At 65.4% G+C, this 15,218-nt stretch carries 16 protein-coding genes and 1 tRNA gene; 10 read left to right on the top strand and 7 right to left on the bottom strand.

Going from position 1 to position 15,218, the window contains the following annotated elements; all coding sequences use genetic code 11:
* Nucleotides 1-4: 4 nt before the first annotated feature.
* The 5 genes from proB to rplU all read right to left on the bottom strand — a co-directional run bounded on the left by proB (nucleotide 5) and on the right by rplU (nucleotide 3,079).
* Complete coding sequence (proB, locus tag DZC73_RS19180) at nucleotides 5-1,123, bottom strand: glutamate 5-kinase (RefSeq protein WP_124541973.1); 1,119 nt, start codon at nucleotides 1,121-1,123, stop codon at nucleotides 5-7.
* Nucleotides 1,120-2,196, bottom strand: a complete 1,077-nt coding sequence (cgtA, locus tag DZC73_RS19175) for an Obg family GTPase CgtA (RefSeq protein ID WP_124541972.1) — start codon at nucleotides 2,194-2,196, stop codon at nucleotides 1,120-1,122. Before cgtA ends, proB begins: the two co-directional genes overlap by 4 nt.
* The gene (locus DZC73_RS29910) at nucleotides 2,193-2,381 is read right to left on the bottom strand and encodes a LiaI-LiaF-like domain-containing protein (protein ID WP_124541971.1); all 189 of its coding nucleotides are present in this window, start codon (nucleotides 2,379-2,381) and stop codon (nucleotides 2,193-2,195) included. Before DZC73_RS29910 ends, cgtA begins: the two co-directional genes overlap by 4 nt.
* 103 nt (nucleotides 2,382-2,484) lie before the next feature.
* On the bottom strand, nucleotides 2,485-2,742 hold the full coding sequence (gene rpmA, locus DZC73_RS19165) for a 50S ribosomal protein L27 (protein WP_124541970.1): 258 nt from the start codon (nucleotides 2,740-2,742) through the stop codon (nucleotides 2,485-2,487).
* 25 nt (nucleotides 2,743-2,767) lie between these two features.
* Nucleotides 2,768-3,079, bottom strand: coding sequence for a 50S ribosomal protein L21 (rplU, locus tag DZC73_RS19160; RefSeq protein WP_124541969.1), 312 nt, complete (start codon nucleotides 3,077-3,079; stop codon nucleotides 2,768-2,770).
* 260 nt (nucleotides 3,080-3,339) lie between these two features.
* On the opposite strand from rplU, the gene ispB reads away from it, so the two are divergent.
* The 8 genes from ispB to DZC73_RS19120 all read left to right on the top strand — a co-directional run bounded on the left by ispB (nucleotide 3,340) and on the right by DZC73_RS19120 (nucleotide 10,369).
* Nucleotides 3,340-4,281: an octaprenyl diphosphate synthase gene (gene ispB, locus DZC73_RS19155; RefSeq protein WP_124542174.1), complete on the top strand. Its 942-nt coding sequence runs from the start codon at nucleotides 3,340-3,342 to the stop codon at nucleotides 4,279-4,281.
* A gap of 54 nt (nucleotides 4,282-4,335) precedes the next feature.
* A tRNA-Pro gene (locus DZC73_RS19150) sits at nucleotides 4,336-4,412 on the top strand.
* Between the two features lie 316 nt (nucleotides 4,413-4,728).
* On the top strand, nucleotides 4,729-6,453 hold the full coding sequence (gene pilB / locus DZC73_RS19145) for a type IV-A pilus assembly ATPase PilB (protein ID WP_124541968.1): 1,725 nt from the start codon (nucleotides 4,729-4,731) through the stop codon (nucleotides 6,451-6,453).
* A gap of 61 nt (nucleotides 6,454-6,514) precedes the next feature.
* Nucleotides 6,515-7,741 carry a type II secretion system F family protein gene (locus DZC73_RS19140; protein WP_124541967.1) on the top strand — a complete coding sequence of 409 codons (1,227 nt, stop codon included), beginning with the start codon at nucleotides 6,515-6,517 and terminating at the stop codon, nucleotides 7,739-7,741.
* A gap of 35 nt (nucleotides 7,742-7,776) precedes the next feature.
* Complete coding sequence (locus DZC73_RS19135; RefSeq protein WP_268879051.1) at nucleotides 7,777-8,667, top strand: prepilin peptidase; 891 nt, start codon at nucleotides 7,777-7,779, stop codon at nucleotides 8,665-8,667.
* 19 nt (nucleotides 8,668-8,686) lie between these two features.
* Nucleotides 8,687-9,292 carry a dephospho-CoA kinase gene (gene coaE, locus DZC73_RS19130; protein WP_124541965.1) on the top strand — a complete coding sequence of 202 codons (606 nt, stop codon included), beginning with the start codon at nucleotides 8,687-8,689 and terminating at the stop codon, nucleotides 9,290-9,292.
* Between the two features lie 109 nt (nucleotides 9,293-9,401).
* Entirely contained in the window at nucleotides 9,402-10,157 is a 756-nt protein-coding gene (gene zapD / locus DZC73_RS19125; RefSeq protein ID WP_124541964.1) for a cell division protein ZapD, read from the top strand.
* A 2-nt stretch (nucleotides 10,158-10,159) separates the two neighbouring features.
* Nucleotides 10,160-10,369: a DNA gyrase inhibitor YacG gene (locus DZC73_RS19120; RefSeq protein ID WP_124541963.1), complete on the top strand. Its 210-nt coding sequence runs from the start codon at nucleotides 10,160-10,162 to the stop codon at nucleotides 10,367-10,369.
* Nucleotides 10,370-10,383: 14 nt separating this feature from the next.
* On the opposite strand, the gene DZC73_RS19115 is transcribed toward DZC73_RS19120, so the two are convergent.
* Together DZC73_RS19115 and DZC73_RS19110 are read right to left on the bottom strand one after the other, a co-directional pair.
* On the bottom strand, nucleotides 10,384-11,298 hold the full coding sequence (locus tag DZC73_RS19115) for a caspase family protein (RefSeq protein WP_124541962.1): 915 nt from the start codon (nucleotides 11,296-11,298) through the stop codon (nucleotides 10,384-10,386).
* 100 nt (nucleotides 11,299-11,398) lie between these two features.
* Complete coding sequence (locus tag DZC73_RS19110) at nucleotides 11,399-12,169, bottom strand: IclR family transcriptional regulator (protein WP_124541961.1); 771 nt, start codon at nucleotides 12,167-12,169, stop codon at nucleotides 11,399-11,401.
* Between the two features lie 118 nt (nucleotides 12,170-12,287).
* Between DZC73_RS19110 and DZC73_RS19105 the strand changes: the two genes are divergently transcribed.
* Entirely contained in the window at nucleotides 12,288-13,241 is a 954-nt protein-coding gene (locus DZC73_RS19105; RefSeq protein ID WP_124541960.1) for an MBL fold metallo-hydrolase, read from the top strand.
* A gap of 65 nt (nucleotides 13,242-13,306) precedes the next feature.
* Nucleotides 13,307-15,205, top strand: coding sequence for an FAD-dependent monooxygenase (locus tag DZC73_RS19100; protein WP_124541959.1), 1,899 nt, complete (start codon nucleotides 13,307-13,309; stop codon nucleotides 15,203-15,205).
* Nucleotides 15,206-15,218: the final 13 nt, after the last annotated feature.

The following is a 15,218-nucleotide window of genomic DNA, read 5'->3' as shown; positions in this document are numbered from 1 at the left end:
CTTCTCAGGCGAGGACGAGGTTGTCGCGGTGGATCATCTCCGGCTCGCCGGTGAAGCCCAGCAACCGTTCGAACTCGCTGGACGGCTTGCGGGCGATGAGGCGAGCCTCACTGCTCGAATAGTTGGCCAGGCCACGGGCGATCTCCACGCCGGCCAGGCTGCGCACGGCGATCACATCGCCGCGGTGGAATTCGCCGGTGACTTCGACCACCCCGATGGGCAACAGGCTCTTGCCACCATCGCGCAGCTTGGCGGTGGCGCCATCGTCCACCACCACGGCACCGCGCATCTGCAGGTGATCGGCCATCCACTGCTTGCGGGCCGCCATCTTCTGGGTCGGCGCGATCAAGGCCGTGCCAATGGCTTCGCCCGAGGCCAGCCGCACGAGCACGTCGGGTTCGCGGCCCCAGGCGATGACGGTGCTGGCACCACTCTTGGCCGCCCGTTTGGCGGCGAGGATCTTCGTGATCATCCCGCCCTTGCCGATGCTCGACCCTGCACCGCCGGCCATCTGCTCAAGCTCAGGCGCACCAGCCTGGGCGACATCGATGAAGCGGGCGTTGGGGTCCTTGCGCGGGTCTGCCGAATACAGGCCCTTCTGATCCGTGAGGATGACCAGGGCATCGGCTTCCACCAGGTTGGCGACCAAGGCACCCAGGGTGTCGTTGTCGCCAACCTTGATCTCGTCGTTGACGACCGTGTCGTTCTCGTTGATGACCGGGATGACGCGATGCGAGAGCAGGGTCAACAGTGTCGAGCGGGCATTGAGGTAGCGCTCGCGATCCGCCAGGTCGGCATGCGTGAGCAGCACCTGCGCGCTGCCCATGCCGTGCTCGCTCAGCTTGGATTCGTAGATCTGGGCCAGGCCCATCTGTCCCACGGCAGCTGCAGCCTGCAGCTCATGGATTTCCTTGGGCCGAACCGACCAGCCCAGTCGCTTCATGCCCTCGGCGATGGCACCGCTGGACACCATCACCACCTCGCGGCCCTGCCCCGCCAGTGCCGCCATCTGCCGACACCAATTGCCCACGGCCTCGGCGTCCACGCCGCGTCCTTCGTTGGTCACCAGGCTGGAACCGACCTTGACGACGATCCGCCTGGCGTTCTTCAGGGCGTCGGTCATGGCTGGGCGGCGTCGGCGTTGTCGGAGGTGAAGCGGGGATCCGGATCCTCCGGCACCACGTTGCGCAGCTTGGACACGTGCTGATAGATGGCCTGGATGAGGGGCTCGCAGCCTTCGCGCGTCAGGGCGGAGATCTGGAACACCGGGCCCTTCCACTTGAAGCGCTTGATGAAGTCCTTGACGCGCTTTTCGCGCTCGTCGTCGGGCACCATGTCCAGCTTGTTGAGCACCAGCCAGCGCGGCTTGTCGTACAGCGTTTCGTCGTACTTCTTCAACTCAGCCACGATGGCCTTGGCCTGCGCGACCGGATCGACGGATTCGTCGAAGGGCGCGAAGTCCACGATGTGCAGCAGCAGGTGCGTGCGCTGCAGGTGGCGCAGGAAGAGGTGGCCGAGGCCGGCGCCTTCGGCGGCACCTTCGATCAGCCCGGGAATGTCGGCAACCACGAAGCTCTGCTCCGCGGCTACGCGCACCACGCCGAGGTTCGGGTGCAAGGTGGTGAAAGGGTAGTCCGCGATCTTGGGCCGTGCATTGGAGATGGCGGCGATCAGCGTGGACTTGCCAGCGTTGGGCATGCCCAGCAGGCCAACATCGGCCAGCACGCGCAACTCCAGCTTGAGCTTGCGCGCTTCACCGGGCCAGCCCGGCGTCTTCTGCCGCGGTGCACGGTTGGTGCTGCTCTTGAAATGCAGGTTGCCGAAGCCACCATCACCGCCCTTGGCCAACATCACCTTCTCGTCGGGCACCAGCAACTCGGCGATGACCTGGCCGGTGTCCACGTCGGTGATGATCGTGCCCATGGGCATGCGCAGCACGATGTCCTCGGCCGCCGCACCGTATTGGTCGGAGCCGCGGCCATGCTCGCCGTTGCGGGCCTCGTGGCGCCGCGAATAGCGGAAGTCCACCAGCGTGTTGAGGTTGCGGTCGCCTACTGCGAAGACGCTGCCGCCGCGGCCGCCGTCTCCACCGTTGGGTCCGCCGAAGGGGATGAACTTCTCTCGACGGAAGCTCATGCAGCCGTTGCCGCCATTGCCGGCGACAACGTCGATCGTGGCTTCGTCGACGAATTTCATGCCTGAGGTTTGTCTGTGCCCGACGACGACTTGTCGCCCGGCTTGTGATTGACGATGGAATACACGCCCACGCCGATGAGGATCAGCGGCCACCATTGGCGCAGCCAATCGAACTGCAGCAGTCCGAAGTTGTTCGCGAGGAACACGCAGCCAATGATGATGAGAACGATGCCGCTCTTGTTCATGGATGGGCCCTTCCGGAGGAGTTGCAGTGCGTGGGATGGTAATCCAGCACCGCAAAAAACAAGCCCCGTCGAGGCGGGGCTTGTTTCGATGAGGCCGGGACGGTCAGACCGCCTTGACGCTCACCGTCTGGACATTGCGCGGGCCCTTGTGGCCGTAGCTCACTTCGCCATCGACGAGGGCGAAGAGGGTGTGGTCCTTGCCGATGCCCACGTTCGTACCGGCGTGGAACTTGGTACCGCGCTGGCGAACGAGGATGGAGCCAGCCGAGATGACTTGGCCGCCGTACACCTTGACGCCAAGCATCTTCGGTTGGGAGTCACGGCCGTTCCGGGTGGAACCGCCGCCTTTTTTCTGTGCCATGGTTCAGATCTCCTTGAATGTTGGCTCAGGCGTTGACCGCACTGATTTCGATTTCAGTGAAGTTCTGGCGATGCCCCTGGCGCTTCTGGTAGTGCTTGCGACGGCGCATCTTGAAGATGCGGACCTTGTCGTGCCGGCCATGGGCCACCACCTTTGCCAAGACGCTTGCACCGCTCACCAAGGGAGTCCCAACCTTCAGGTCAGCGCCGGCCCCAATGGCCAGCACCTGGTCGATCGTGATCTCTTGGCCAACGTCCGCAGCAATCTGTTCTACCTTGATCTTCTCGCCTGCAGCAACCTTGTATTGTTTGCCGCCGGTTTTTATGACCGCGTACATATCAGCCCTTTCGTTTCATGATCACGACTGCCCAACTATCCAGGCAGCCATGCCCCTGCGATAAACGCAGAGCCTTTGATTGTACTACGGGAAAGCCCCAAAGGCCAAATCCGGGCTTCCCCGTGCGGCTGGGGGCCAACGCGCACCGGATCGGAGATGCCGGGAGCCTTCCTATAATCCGGGCCGTGTCTTCCGAGCCCAGCGTCCAGACGGCGCCTTCCACCGATTCCTCCGCGCCGGTTTCCGGGGCGGCATCGCTCATGGCTGCCGACATGCGGGAAGTCGACGCCGTCATCCAGCGCCGCCTGGCTTCCGACGTCGCCCTGATCAACCAGATCGGCCATTACATCATCAGCGCCGGCGGAAAACGCATCCGCCCGATGCTGGTGCTGCTGTTCGCAAGAGCACTCGGCTTCAATGGGCCGGAGCGCTTCGATCTGGCGGCCACGGTGGAGTTCATCCACACCGCGACGCTGCTGCACGATGACGTGGTCGACGAATCCGACCTGCGGCGCGGCCGGCAGACGGCCAACGCAATGTTCGGCAATGCCGCCAGCGTGCTGGTGGGCGATTTTGTGTATTCGCGCGCCTTCCAGATGATGGTGTCGGTCAACCGCATGCGCGTATTGGAAGTGCTCGCTGATGCAACCAACGTCATCGCCGAAGGCGAGGTGTTGCAGCTGATGAACATGCACGACCCCGACATCGCCGTCGAGGACTACCTGCGCGTCATCCGCTACAAGACCGCCAAGCTGTTCGAAGCCAGCGCCCGGTTGGGTGCGGTGCTGGCCGATGCACCGCACGATGTCGAGGAGTCCTGCGCGGACTACGGCCGCTCGCTGGGCACGGCCTTCCAGCTCGTGGACGACCTGCTCGATTACGAAGGCTCGACTGCACAACTGGGCAAGAACGTTGGCGACGACCTGCGCGAAGGCAAACCCACGCTGCCCCTGCTCGTGGCGATGGAGCGCGGCACGGCCCAGGAGCGCGAACTCATCCGCCACGCCATCGAGCATGGCGAGGTGGCCAAGCTCGCAGAGATCGTTGAAATCGTGCGCCACACCGGGGCCATCGAGGCCACGCGCGACGCTGCGCGCGAGCAGGCGAACAAGGCCCGCGACTCACTTTTGTTGATCCCCGAGTCGATGTACCGAGAAGCTCTGCTAGAATTCTGCGTTCGGTCGGTGGATCGCTCATTTTGAGTCGTCCGCCGCGCTGAAATCGACAGGCGCTGCGTTCGCGGCGCCCTCAAAAATCGGGGTGTAGCTTAGCCTGGTAGAGCGCTACGTTCGGGACGTAGAGGCCGGAGGTTCGAATCCTCTCACCCCGACCAGTCTTCTTTCTTCCTCTCCTTTTTCCGCACGCCTTGCACTTTGTTTCCTCTCTGCAGGAAGCCTTGTGTGTCAAGCTTTCAGGCGATGTGTGCGTGAAAAGTTGGCAAGGTGCGCGTATTCACGAGATTTACAGTACCTGAACATTCGGCGATCATGCGGCGGTTGTAACCGTGGAGTGAACACTCAGTGTCCCGAATTTGCGCTGCTGGCACGCACCGCGCCCAGCCTGCCGTGGCGTTTTCTCTCGCCATGGCCTACCCTGTTGTCTTCACGGCCGCGCCTGACCGCGCGGCTTGAGCACATCCAGGCAGCACCGTGGACACCCTCACTACCGACACACCTCACTCCTCGCTGACCGGCGTGGCCCGCGTGCTCGTCAACGCGGGCAAGCTCAACGCCAAGGCGGCAGAAGAGTTGGTCAAGACCGTTGCCAAGGACAAGAAGGGCAACTTCGTCAGCGCAGTGATCGGCTCGGGGGCCATCAATGCATCCGACCTCGCGCACACCCTGGCTGGCGCCCTGGCGCTTCCGCTGCTGGACCTGAATGCGGTCGATTCGCAGAAGCTGCCGAAGAACATCATCGAGAACAAGCTGGCCGCGCAGTACCACGTGGTGGTGCTGGGCAAGCGCGGCAACCGGCTGTTCATCGGTGCGTCCGATCCTACCGACCAGGAAGCGGTCGAGCGCATCAAGTTCGCCACGCAACTTTCGCCCGAGTGGGTGATCGTCGAACACGACAAGCTGTCGAAGATCCTCGAGAACGCCGGCACGACGGCCACCGAGACGCTGGAGTCGATGGCGTCGGGCGACTTCGAGTTCGACGTCACCGATGACGTCACCACGACGGAGCAGCCCGAGGCCCAGTCGGCCGACGTCGAGGACGCACCGGTCGTTCGCTTCCTGCAGAAGATGCTGATCGACGCGATCAACGCGCGCGCATCCGACCTGCACTTCGAACCCTACGAATACCACTACCGCGTGCGCTTTCGCATCGACGGTGAATTGCGAGAGATCACCCAGCCACCGATTGCCATCAAGGACAAGCTGGCTTCGCGCATCAAGGTCATCTCGCGGCTGGACATCGCCGAAAAACGCGTGCCGCAGGACGGCCGCATGAAGCTGAAGTTCGGCAGCAAGGCCATCGACTTCCGCGTCAGCACGCTGCCCACGCTGTTCGGCGAGAAGATCGTGATCCGTATCCTGGACCCGTCCAGCGCCAAGCTGGGCATCGACGCGCTGGGCTACGAGAAGCAGGAGAAGGATCGTCTGCTGAGCGCCATCCAGCGGCCCTACGGCATGATCCTCGTGACCGGCCCCACGGGTTCGGGCAAGACGGTGTCGCTGTACACCTGCCTGAACATCCTGAACCAGCCGGGCGTCAACATCTCGACCGTGGAGGACCCGGCCGAAATCAACCTGCCGGGCATCAACCAGGTCAACGTGAACGACAAGGCGGGCCTGAGCTTCTCGGCCGCGCTCAAGTCATTCCTGCGCCAGGATCCGGACGTGATCATGGTCGGCGAAATTCGCGACCTGGAAACCGCCGACATCGCCATCAAGGCGGCCCAGACGGGCCACATGGTGATGTCCACGCTGCACACCAACGACGGGCCCACCACACTCACGCGCTTGCTGAACATGGGCGTGGCGCCATTCAACATCGCCTCCAGCGTGCTGCTCATCACCGCCCAGCGCCTGGCGCGCAAGCTGTGCGAACTGTGCAAGCAGCAGGCCGACTACCCTCGCGAGGCGCTCCTGCGCGCGGGCTACCAGGAAACCGACCTCGACGGCAGCTGGCGCCCGTACCGCGCCGTCGGCTGCTCGGCCTGCAGCAACGGCTACAAGGGCCGGGTCGGCATTTACCAAGTGATGCCCATCAGCGAGGAAATTCAGCGCATCATCCTGTCCGAGGGAACAGCCATGGACATCGCAGCCCAGGCGCAGCGCGAAAACGTGCGGGATCTGCGGCAGTCGGGTCTGGTCAAGGTCAAGCTGGGCGTGACCACCCTCGAGGAAGTGATCTCGGTCACCAACGAATGACCGCGACGACATTCAACCATTCGACAGCTTTGGGGCGGGGAACGGGTTCCTCGGAGGCACTATGGCGACTGCGATAGCCGCGAAACAACAGAACGTCAAGGAAATTGTCTTCGAGTGGGAAGGCAAGGACAAGAACGGCAAGGTCGTACGCGGAGAGATGCGTGCCGGCGGCGAGGCCATGGTCAGCGCGAGCCTGCGTCGCCAGGGCATCCTCATCACCAAGGTGAAGAAGCGCCGAGTGAGCGGCGGCAGTTCCATCAAGCAGAAGGACATTGCCATCTTCACCCGCCAGCTGGCGACCATGATGAAAGCTGGCGTGCCGCTGATCCAGGCCTTCGACATCGTGGCGCGCGGCAGCACCAACCCGCGCGTGACCAAGCTGCTGACCGACATCCGCAGCGACGTGGAGACGGGTACCAGCCTTTCGTCGTCCTTCCGAAAGCACCCGTTGTACTTTGACGCGCTGTACTGCAACCTCGTCGAAGCGGGCGAGGCAGGCGGCATTCTTGAACAGCTGCTGGATCGTCTGGCCATCTACCAGGAAAAGACGATGGCCATCAAGAACAAGATCAAGTCCGCCTTGATCTATCCAGTCGCGGTCCTGGTGGTGGCTTTTGTAGTGCTCGCGGTCATCATGATCTTCGTGATTCCGGCATTCAAGGACGTGTTCACCTCCTTTGGCGCCGACCTCCCCGCGCCCACTCTGTTCGTGATCGGCATGTCGGAGTTTTTCGTCAAATTCTGGTACCTGATCTTTGGCGTCCTGATCGGTGGCACCTATTTCTTCATGCAGTCTTGGCGACGCTCCGAGAAGATGCAGAAGGCCATGGATCGCCTGCTGCTGAAAATTCCGGTGTTTGGTGACTTGGTGTACAAGTCCACCGTGGCACGTTGGACCCGTACCCTGTCGACGATGTTCGCCGCTGGCGTGCCTTTGGTGGAAGCCCTGGATTCCGTGGGCGGAGCTTCGGGCAATGCCGTGTTTGCCGAAGCGACTGAGCAGATCCAGAAGGACGTCTCCACCGGCTCCGCGCTCACCACCTCCATGCAGACCACCGGCGTGTTCCCCACCATGGTGCTGCAGATGTGTGCCATCGGCGAAGAATCCGGTTCGCTGGACGCGATGCTGGGCAAGGCAGCCGAGTTCTATGAAGACGAGGTGGACGAGGCTGTGAAGGGGCTTTCCAGCCTGATGGAGCCCTTCATCATCGTGGTCCTGGGCGTGCTCATCGGCGGTATCGTCGTGTCGATGTACCTTCCGATCTTCAAGCTCGGGGCCGTGGTTTGACCCCGGAACTCCAGCAAATACTCCTCTCCCCCTGGGTGCTCGGCCTCCTGGGGCTGTGCATCGGCAGCTTCCTGAATGTGGTGATCCACCGCATGCCGATCATGATGGAGCGCGACTGGTGGGCGGACTTCGTGTCCATGAGCCTGTCCGACGACGACGCGTGGCGCCGGGTGTTCCGCCGCAAGGACGACCCACCCGCCGCGCAGCGCGAGACGGCCAAGGCGCTCACCAAGGAGCTGGAGGCGCTGCCCAAGCTCAACCTGGTGACGCCAGCCTCGCGTTGCCCGTCCTGCGGGCACCAGCTGCGCTGGCATGAGAACGTGCCCGTCGCGGGCTACCTGCGGCTGGGCGGCAAGTGCGCCGCCTGCAAGACGCCCATCTCGAAGCGCTATCCGATCATCGAGGCCGCCACCGGTCTCCTGTTCGCGGCCACCGCCTGGCACGTCGGCACGCAGCCCGTGGCGCTGGCGTGGTGCGGCTTCGTGGCCGCGCTCATCGCGATGACCTTCATCGATATCGACATCCAGATCCTGCCGGACCAGCTCACCTTGCCGCTGATGTGGGCCGGTCTTCTGCTGGCGATGTTCGGGCTGACGATCCCGCTGAAGGAAGCCCTGTGGGGCGCCATCGGCGGCTACATGTCGCTGTGGTCGGTCTACTGGCTCTTCAAGCTCACGCGCGGCAAGGAAGGCATGGGCTACGGCGACTTCAAGCTGCTGGCCGCCCTCGGCGCCTGGCTGGGCTGGAAGATGCTGCTGCCGGTGGTGCTGGCAGCCTCGATCGTCGGCGCAGTGGTCGGCATCATCATGAGGGTGCGTTCCGACCAGCACATTCCCTTCGGCCCCTACCTGGCCGGGGGCGGGCTGGTGATGATGTTCATCGGCGAGGCCACCGTCCTCGACTGGCTGGGCTGGTCCGGCTACTGACGCCGCTTCGGCCGTGTCCATGACGCGTCCCCTTCGGATCGGCCTCACCGGCGGCATCGGCAGCGGCAAGAGCACCGTGGCCGGCCTGATGGCCTCGCACGGCGCGGCCATCATCGACTCCGACGCGATCGCCCGGCGGCTCACGCTGCCCGGCGGCGGCGCCATCGCGAGCATCCGCGAGCAGTTCGGCAACGAGTTCATCGATGCCACCGGCGCGATGGATCGCGAGCGCATGCGCGCCCTCGCCTTCAGCGAGCCCACGGCCCGCAAGCGGCTCGAAGGCATCCTGCACCCGCTCATCGGCATCGAGACGAAGCGCGAAGCCGAGACCAGTGCGTCACCCGTGAAGGTGTTCGACGTGCCGCTGCTGGTCGAGTCCGGCCGCTGGCGCGCCATCGTCGACCGCGTGCTCGTCGTCGACTGCAGCGTCGAGACCCAGGTGCGGCGGGTGATGCAGCGCTCCGGCTGGACGGAGTCCGCCGTGCGCCAGGCCATTGCCAACCAGGCCACGCGCGAGCAGCGCCTGGCCGCCGCCGACGGCGTGATCCTCAACGATGGCCTCACGCTCGAGCAACTGGCCGCGGAGGTCGCGGCCCTGTGGAGGCACTGGTGCATCCCTGAGTGAATCAGGGCAACCGGCCCGGCCTGGGCCCGCACCCTGTGGAACAATCGGGCCCCATTCCCACTCGCACTGCCTTGCGCGCCGCGAGCGGCTCCATTCCGAGGGTGTCCGATTGGTCCTGTACGAGTATCCCTTCAACGAAAGCATCCGCACCATGCTGCGGCTCGAGCACCTGTTCGACCGCCTGGGCCAGCTGATTCCACGCGAGACCGCGGTCGACCACCACTTCGCGCTGGCCACCATCTTCGAGATCATCGACGTGGCCTCGCGTGCCGACCTCAAGGCCGACCTGCTCAAGGACCTGGAGTCCAAGAAGAGCGCCTACATCGGCTACCGCGGCAATCCGGCCATCGCCGAAGACGCGCTCGAAGCCACCATCGCCAAGATCGACCACGCCTTCACCCGCCTCAACCAGTTGCCCGGCAAGGCCGGCCACGACCTCGCGACCAACGAGTGGCTGATGAGCATCCGCAGCCGCATCAGCATCCCGGGCGGCACCTGCGAGTTCGACCTGCCGGCCTACCACGCCTGGCAGAAGCTCGATGCGGCCCGTCGGCGCGCCGATCTCATGCAGTGGATCGGCAGCCTCATGCCGCTGGCCGAGGCGCTGAACGTGCTGCTGGGCCTGCTGCGCGATACCGGCGTGCCGCACAAGGTGGTGGCCGCAGGCGGGCAGTACCAGCAAAGCCTGCCCACGGGCCGCACCTACCTGCTGATGCGCGTGCGCATCACCGGCAACGAAGGGCTCATCCCGGAGATCAGCGGCCACCGGCTGATGGCCTCGGTGCGGCTGATGCGGCCCGACAGCGAGGGCAAGCTCAAGGCCAGTACCGCCGACACCACCTTCGAGCTCACCCTGTGCGCGTGACCATGGGCATCACTGCGAAAAAACGCATCGTCACCTGCCCGACCTGCGGCGGTGAAAGCCTCTACAGCCCCGAGAACGAGTTCCGTCCGTTCTGCAGCGAGCGCTGCAAGAACGTGGACTTCGGCGCCTGGGCCAGCGAGAGCTACCGCGTCGAATCCAAGCCGACCACGGCAGACCTCGACGCCGACGAATCGCCGCCGAAGTCCCATTGAACGCCCAGGCGCCCTCAGACGCCGAACGGCGTCTGCGTCAGGAACGTGCCGGCCGTGCCCAGCGTGAACAGGTTGGGTGATTGCGTGGGCGGCATGCGCGAGCGGATGGCCGCATGGAAGGTGCCGTAGTTGCCCTTGAAGCCCCCGTTGTTCCACACGTTGAGCACCTGCTCGGTGAACGCGCCGTTGTGGTCGCCGTCCATGGAGGTCTGGTTGTCCTGGCAGCCTGAAATCAGGATGGCCGAGGCTGCGAAGCCCTTGACGATGGTGGTCGTGAGCGGGCCGCTGGCCACCACGTGCGCCAGCGCGGCGTCGGGATCGACAACCGTCTTGCCCGCCGCCTTGGCAACGTCGGCCTGCAGCTTGTCGTAGAAGGCCTGGTTGTCGCGGTAGGTGCGCAGGCACACGCTGCGCGGCATGGCCTTGGGCCGCTGCGGTGGTGTGGCGGTGGGCACGATGGCCACGGTGGGCGGCGCGTCGCGGATCACCGAGCCGCTGTGGCAGCTGTCAGAGAGCACCAGGATGCGCACGCCCGCGGCGAACTTGCTCAGCTCGAAGTACAGCTCGTCGTCGATGAGCTGGCCGTCGTACAGGCACCAGGTTTCATCCTGCTTGTCGGGCTCGTCGCCGTTGGTGTCGGGCACCTGGCCGCCATGGCCGGAATAGGTGAGGAAGAAGAAGTCGCCGCCCTTGAGCGACTTGGACGCCGCCCGGATGGCCGCGAGGAAACCGGCACGCGTGGCCTTCTTGGTGAGCATGACGGTGGACTTCATGCCCTTGGACTTGGCGATGGCCGCCATGTCGTTGGCGTCGAACTCGCAGGCCGCGAGCTCGCCCGACCAGCCGCCGTAGTGCGCGGCACTCACCGCGTTCAACCCCATGTGGACCGACACGCCTTTGCCCGCCGCCGCTGCCTTCTTCGTGGCCATGATGTCTCCCGGTCGATGCGTTCGTATTGAACGCGCCCGATGCTACGGGCCGCGGGCGCGTCGGCAAACGCCTAAGGTGTGGGATGCCGGCCTTGTCTCATCACATCGATGGAGGCCGCGCGCCCAGCCGGCGTGACAGCGACTGCGCGCATTCGACCAGCAGCCGCCCGGCCTCGCCGTCGGCGGATTCGTCCAGCATCGCCGTCGGCCCGATCGCCGTGAGGGCCAGCACCATCTCGCCGAAGCCGTTGAACACCGGCGCCGAGATGGCCGTGATGCCCGCCACCGTGCCGTTGGTGATGCTGGCATAGCGCAGCTCGCGGATGGCCGTGAGCTGCTCCTCGAAGGCCGGCTCGATCTTCACCGTCTTGTGGCCGGCCTCGGCCCGCAAGGCCTCCATCACCTGGTCGCGTGGCGCGAAGGCGGCGAAGAGCCGGCCTGACGCCGTTCCCCGCACCGACACCACCGTGCCGTGGCGCATGTTCACGTGCACGGCGGTGGGGCCTTCCTCCAGCCGGACGAAGGTCGGCCCGCGGTTGCCCCAGATGGCGATGCCCACGGTCTGCCCGATGGCCCGCGCCAGCGCCGGCAGCTCGGCCGAGGCGAGCTTGATGGGGTCCACCTGCTGCAGGCTGATGAGCCCGACCTGCAGGGCCAGCGGCCCCAGGCCGTAGTGGCCGGTCGCGGCGTCCTGCTCGATCAGCCCCAGCTTGCCGAAGCTCACGAGGTACGGATGCGCCTTGGCTGGCGTCATGTCCGCCTCGCGCGCCAGGTCCTTCAGCGGTGCCGGCCGGCCCAGGTGGACCAGCGCCAACAGCAAGCGCCCACCCACCTCGATGCTCTGGATGCCGCGCGATTCCTTCTCTTCCATCACTGCCTTCCCTGCCGCTCGTCACGGCTTACGCATTTGTACTTACCAAAATGCATTCGACATTATCAAACGCACTGACTAAGATCAAACAACTTTCACATTGCCAAATTCATTCGCCATGAACAAAGCCTTCGCCTCCCAAGCCGACCTGGAAGAAAAGAAGGTCAGCTTCACGCGGCTGTCGGAGAACGCCTATGCCTACACGGCCGAGGGCGACCCGAACACCGGCATCATCATCGGCGACGACTCGGTCCTGGTGCTGGACACGCAGGCTACCCCGGTGATGGCTCAGGACGTGATCCGGCGGATCCGCGAGGTGACGGACAAGCCCATCGACTACGTGCTGCTGACCCACTACCACGCGGTGCGGGTGCTGGGAGCCAGCGCATATGGCGCCAGGCACATCATCGCCAGCCAGGACACGCGCGACCTGATCGTCGAGCGCGGCGAGGCCGACAAGGCCAGCGAGATCGGCCGCTTCCCGCGCCTGTTCCGCAATGTCCAGAGCGTGCCGCCGGGACTGACCTGGCCCACCATGACCTTCACCGGCAAGATGACCCTGTGGCTGGGCCGGCTGGAGGTGCAACTGCTGCAGCTCGGCCGCGGCCACACCAAGGGCGACACCGTCGCGTGGCTGCCGCAGCAGCGCATCCTCTTCTGCGGCGACCTGGTCGAGTTCGACGCCACGCCGTATGCCGGCGACGCCTACTTCCGCGACTGGCCGCAGACGCTGGACAACATCGCCGCGCTCAAGCCCGCGGCACTCGTGCCCGGCCGCGGCGCTGCGCTCACCACGCCCGAGCAGGTGGCGCAGGGACTGGCCGGCACGCGCAACTTCATCGCCGACCTGCATGCCTCGGTGCAGGCCGGCGTGAAAGCAGGCAAGGACCTCCACACCGTCTACAAGGACACCCATGCCGCGCTGAAGCCGAAGTATGGCCACTGGGTCATCTTCGACCACTGCCTGCCCTTCGACGTGACGCGCTGCTACGACGAGGTGACTCAATACCCCGACCCGCGCATCTGGACCGCCGACCGCGACCGCCAGATGTGGCAGGCGCTGGAAGGTTGAACCATGAGCGCCGCCCGGCCGCCCGAAGGCGCTCGCACCGCAGTGCGGAGCACGGAGGTTGCCCAATGACCTCCGAGGTGGACTACCAGTCGCTGCGCTTCGACTACAGGCGCAGCACCGACCAGGACGCGACCGATCCGGCACGGCACCCGGTCGTCATCGTGGGCGCGGGCCCCGTGGGCATGAGCCTGGCCATCGACCTCGCGCAGCGCGGCATCCGCGTGGTGCTGCTGGACAACGACTGCGCACTGTCCACCGGCTCGCGCGCCATCTGCTTCGCCAAGCGCACGCTGGAGATCTTCGACCGGCTCGGCTGCGGCGACCGCATGGTCGACAAGGGCGTGTCGTGGAACCTCGGGCGCGTGTTCCTCGGCAGCGAGCAGGTCTACAGCTTCGACCTGCTGCCCGAGGCGGGCCATGAGCGGCCGGCCTTCATCAACCTGCAGCAGTACTACGTCGAGGGCTACCTCGCCGAACGCATCGCGCAGTTGCCGCACATCGAGCTGCGCTGGAAGAACAGCGTGGGCGGCATCGAGGCGCACGACGACCACGTGCTCGTCGACATCGACACACCCGATGGCCCCTATCGCCTGCGTGCCGACCACCTCATCGCCTGCGACGGTTCGCGCTCGGCCGTGCGCCGCCTCATTGGGCAAGAGAGCAAGGGCCGGGTCTTCAAGGACCGCTTCCTCATCGCCGACGTGAAGATGGCGCTGGACCACCCCGCCGAGCGCTGGTTCTGGTTCGATCCGCCCTTCCATCCCAACCAGAGCGTGCTGCTGCACAAGCAGCCTGACGGCGTGTGGCGGGTGGACTTCCAGCTCGGCTGGGATGCGGACCCGGAGGAAGAGAAGAAGCCCGAGAAGATCATTCCGCGCATCCAGGCCCTGCTCGCGCACTCGGCCATGAAGGACGCCGACTTCGAGCTGCAGTGGGCCAGCGTCTACACCTTTTCCTGCCTGCGCATGGACGCGTTCCGCCATGGCCGCGTGCTCTTCGCCGGCGACTCGGCGCATGGCGTGTCGCCCTTCGGCGCGCGCGGCGCCAACTCCGGCGTGCAGGACGCGGACAACCTGGGCTGGAAGCTGGCCGCGGTACTGCAAGGCCGGGCCCCCGATGCGCTGCTCGACACCTATGCCAGCGAGCGCGAGTTCGCGGCGGACGAGAACATCCTCAACTCGACACGCTCGACCGACTTCATCACGCCCAAGAGCGAGACGAGCCGGCTCTTTCGCGATGCGGTGCTGGCCCTGGCACGCGAACACGGCTTCGCACGGCGCATGGTGAACAGCGGGCGGCTGTCGATGCCGTCGTCCCTGACGACCTCGCCGTTGAACACGCCCGATGCCAATGCCTTCGCGGGCCCGATGGTGCCCGGAGCGCCAGCCGTCGATGCCCCCTTGCGATCGACCGACGGCCAGCCGACGTGGCTGCTGCGGCAGCTCGGCGATGGCTTCACGGCCTTGCTGTTCGACGGCGACGATGCGCAGGCCGACCAGTTGGCCACCGCGGCGCATGGCCTCGCACCCTTCAAGCTGCTGCGCATCACGACGGGCATGGACCGCGAAGGGCTGCTCGCCAAACGCTACGACCTGCGCCCGGGCAGCGTCGTGCTGTTCCGTCCCGACCAGCACGTCTGCGCACGCTGGCGCCGCGCTGATGGCGAGGCGTTACGCACTGCGATGCAGCGATCGCTGGGCCACTCCCTGCAGGACGCGGCATGCACGCAGCAGGCGCACCAGGTGCACCACGCCAAACCGATGGCCACGCTGTCATTCACACCGACCCTGAACACCGACCCCCGCCTGCCCTCCCCCGACGACTTCTACCAACGCCTGCTCGACGCGCACCGCGACCTCTCGCCCGAGCAGAGCCACGCGCTCAACGCACGCCTGGTGCTGCTGCTGGCCAACCACATCGGCTCACCCTCGGTGCTCGACGACGCCTTGCGCGCCGCCGCCTGAACACATCACAACG

Origin of the sequence: Rhizobacter terrae, from assembly GCF_003852895.1 — a bacterium.
In the GTDB taxonomy this organism is placed as follows: Bacteria; Pseudomonadota; Gammaproteobacteria; order Burkholderiales; family Burkholderiaceae_C; genus Albitalea; species Albitalea terrae.
This window is presented reverse-complemented; position numbering and strand designations above follow the sequence as displayed.

Coding starts and splice junctions, on each gene's coding strand:
- cgtA (WP_124541972.1), bottom strand. CDS start 2,196: ATGAAATTCGTCGACGAAGCCACGATCGACGTTGTCGCCGGCAATGGC.
- ispB (WP_124542174.1), top strand. CDS start 3,340: ATGGCTGCCGACATGCGGGAAGTCGACGCCGTCATCCAGCGCCGCCTG.
- DZC73_RS19100 (WP_124541959.1), top strand. CDS start 13,307: ATGACCTCCGAGGTGGACTACCAGTCGCTGCGCTTCGACTACAGGCGC.
- DZC73_RS19120 (WP_124541963.1), top strand. CDS start 10,160: ATGGGCATCACTGCGAAAAAACGCATCGTCACCTGCCCGACCTGCGGC.
- DZC73_RS19115 (WP_124541962.1), bottom strand. CDS start 11,298: ATGGCCACGAAGAAGGCAGCGGCGGCGGGCAAAGGCGTGTCGGTCCAC.
- rpmA (WP_124541970.1), bottom strand. CDS start 2,742: ATGGCACAGAAAAAAGGCGGCGGTTCCACCCGGAACGGCCGTGACTCC.
- DZC73_RS19105 (WP_124541960.1), top strand. CDS start 12,288: ATGAACAAAGCCTTCGCCTCCCAAGCCGACCTGGAAGAAAAGAAGGTC.
- DZC73_RS19110 (WP_124541961.1), bottom strand. CDS start 12,169: ATGGAAGAGAAGGAATCGCGCGGCATCCAGAGCATCGAGGTGGGTGGG.
- rplU (WP_124541969.1), bottom strand. CDS start 3,079: ATGTACGCGGTCATAAAAACCGGCGGCAAACAATACAAGGTTGCTGCA.
- DZC73_RS29910 (WP_124541971.1), bottom strand. CDS start 2,381: ATGAACAAGAGCGGCATCGTTCTCATCATCATTGGCTGCGTGTTCCTC.
- proB (WP_124541973.1), bottom strand. CDS start 1,123: ATGACCGACGCCCTGAAGAACGCCAGGCGGATCGTCGTCAAGGTCGGT.
- coaE (WP_124541965.1), top strand. CDS start 8,687: ATGACGCGTCCCCTTCGGATCGGCCTCACCGGCGGCATCGGCAGCGGC.
- DZC73_RS19140 (WP_124541967.1), top strand. CDS start 6,515: ATGGCGACTGCGATAGCCGCGAAACAACAGAACGTCAAGGAAATTGTC.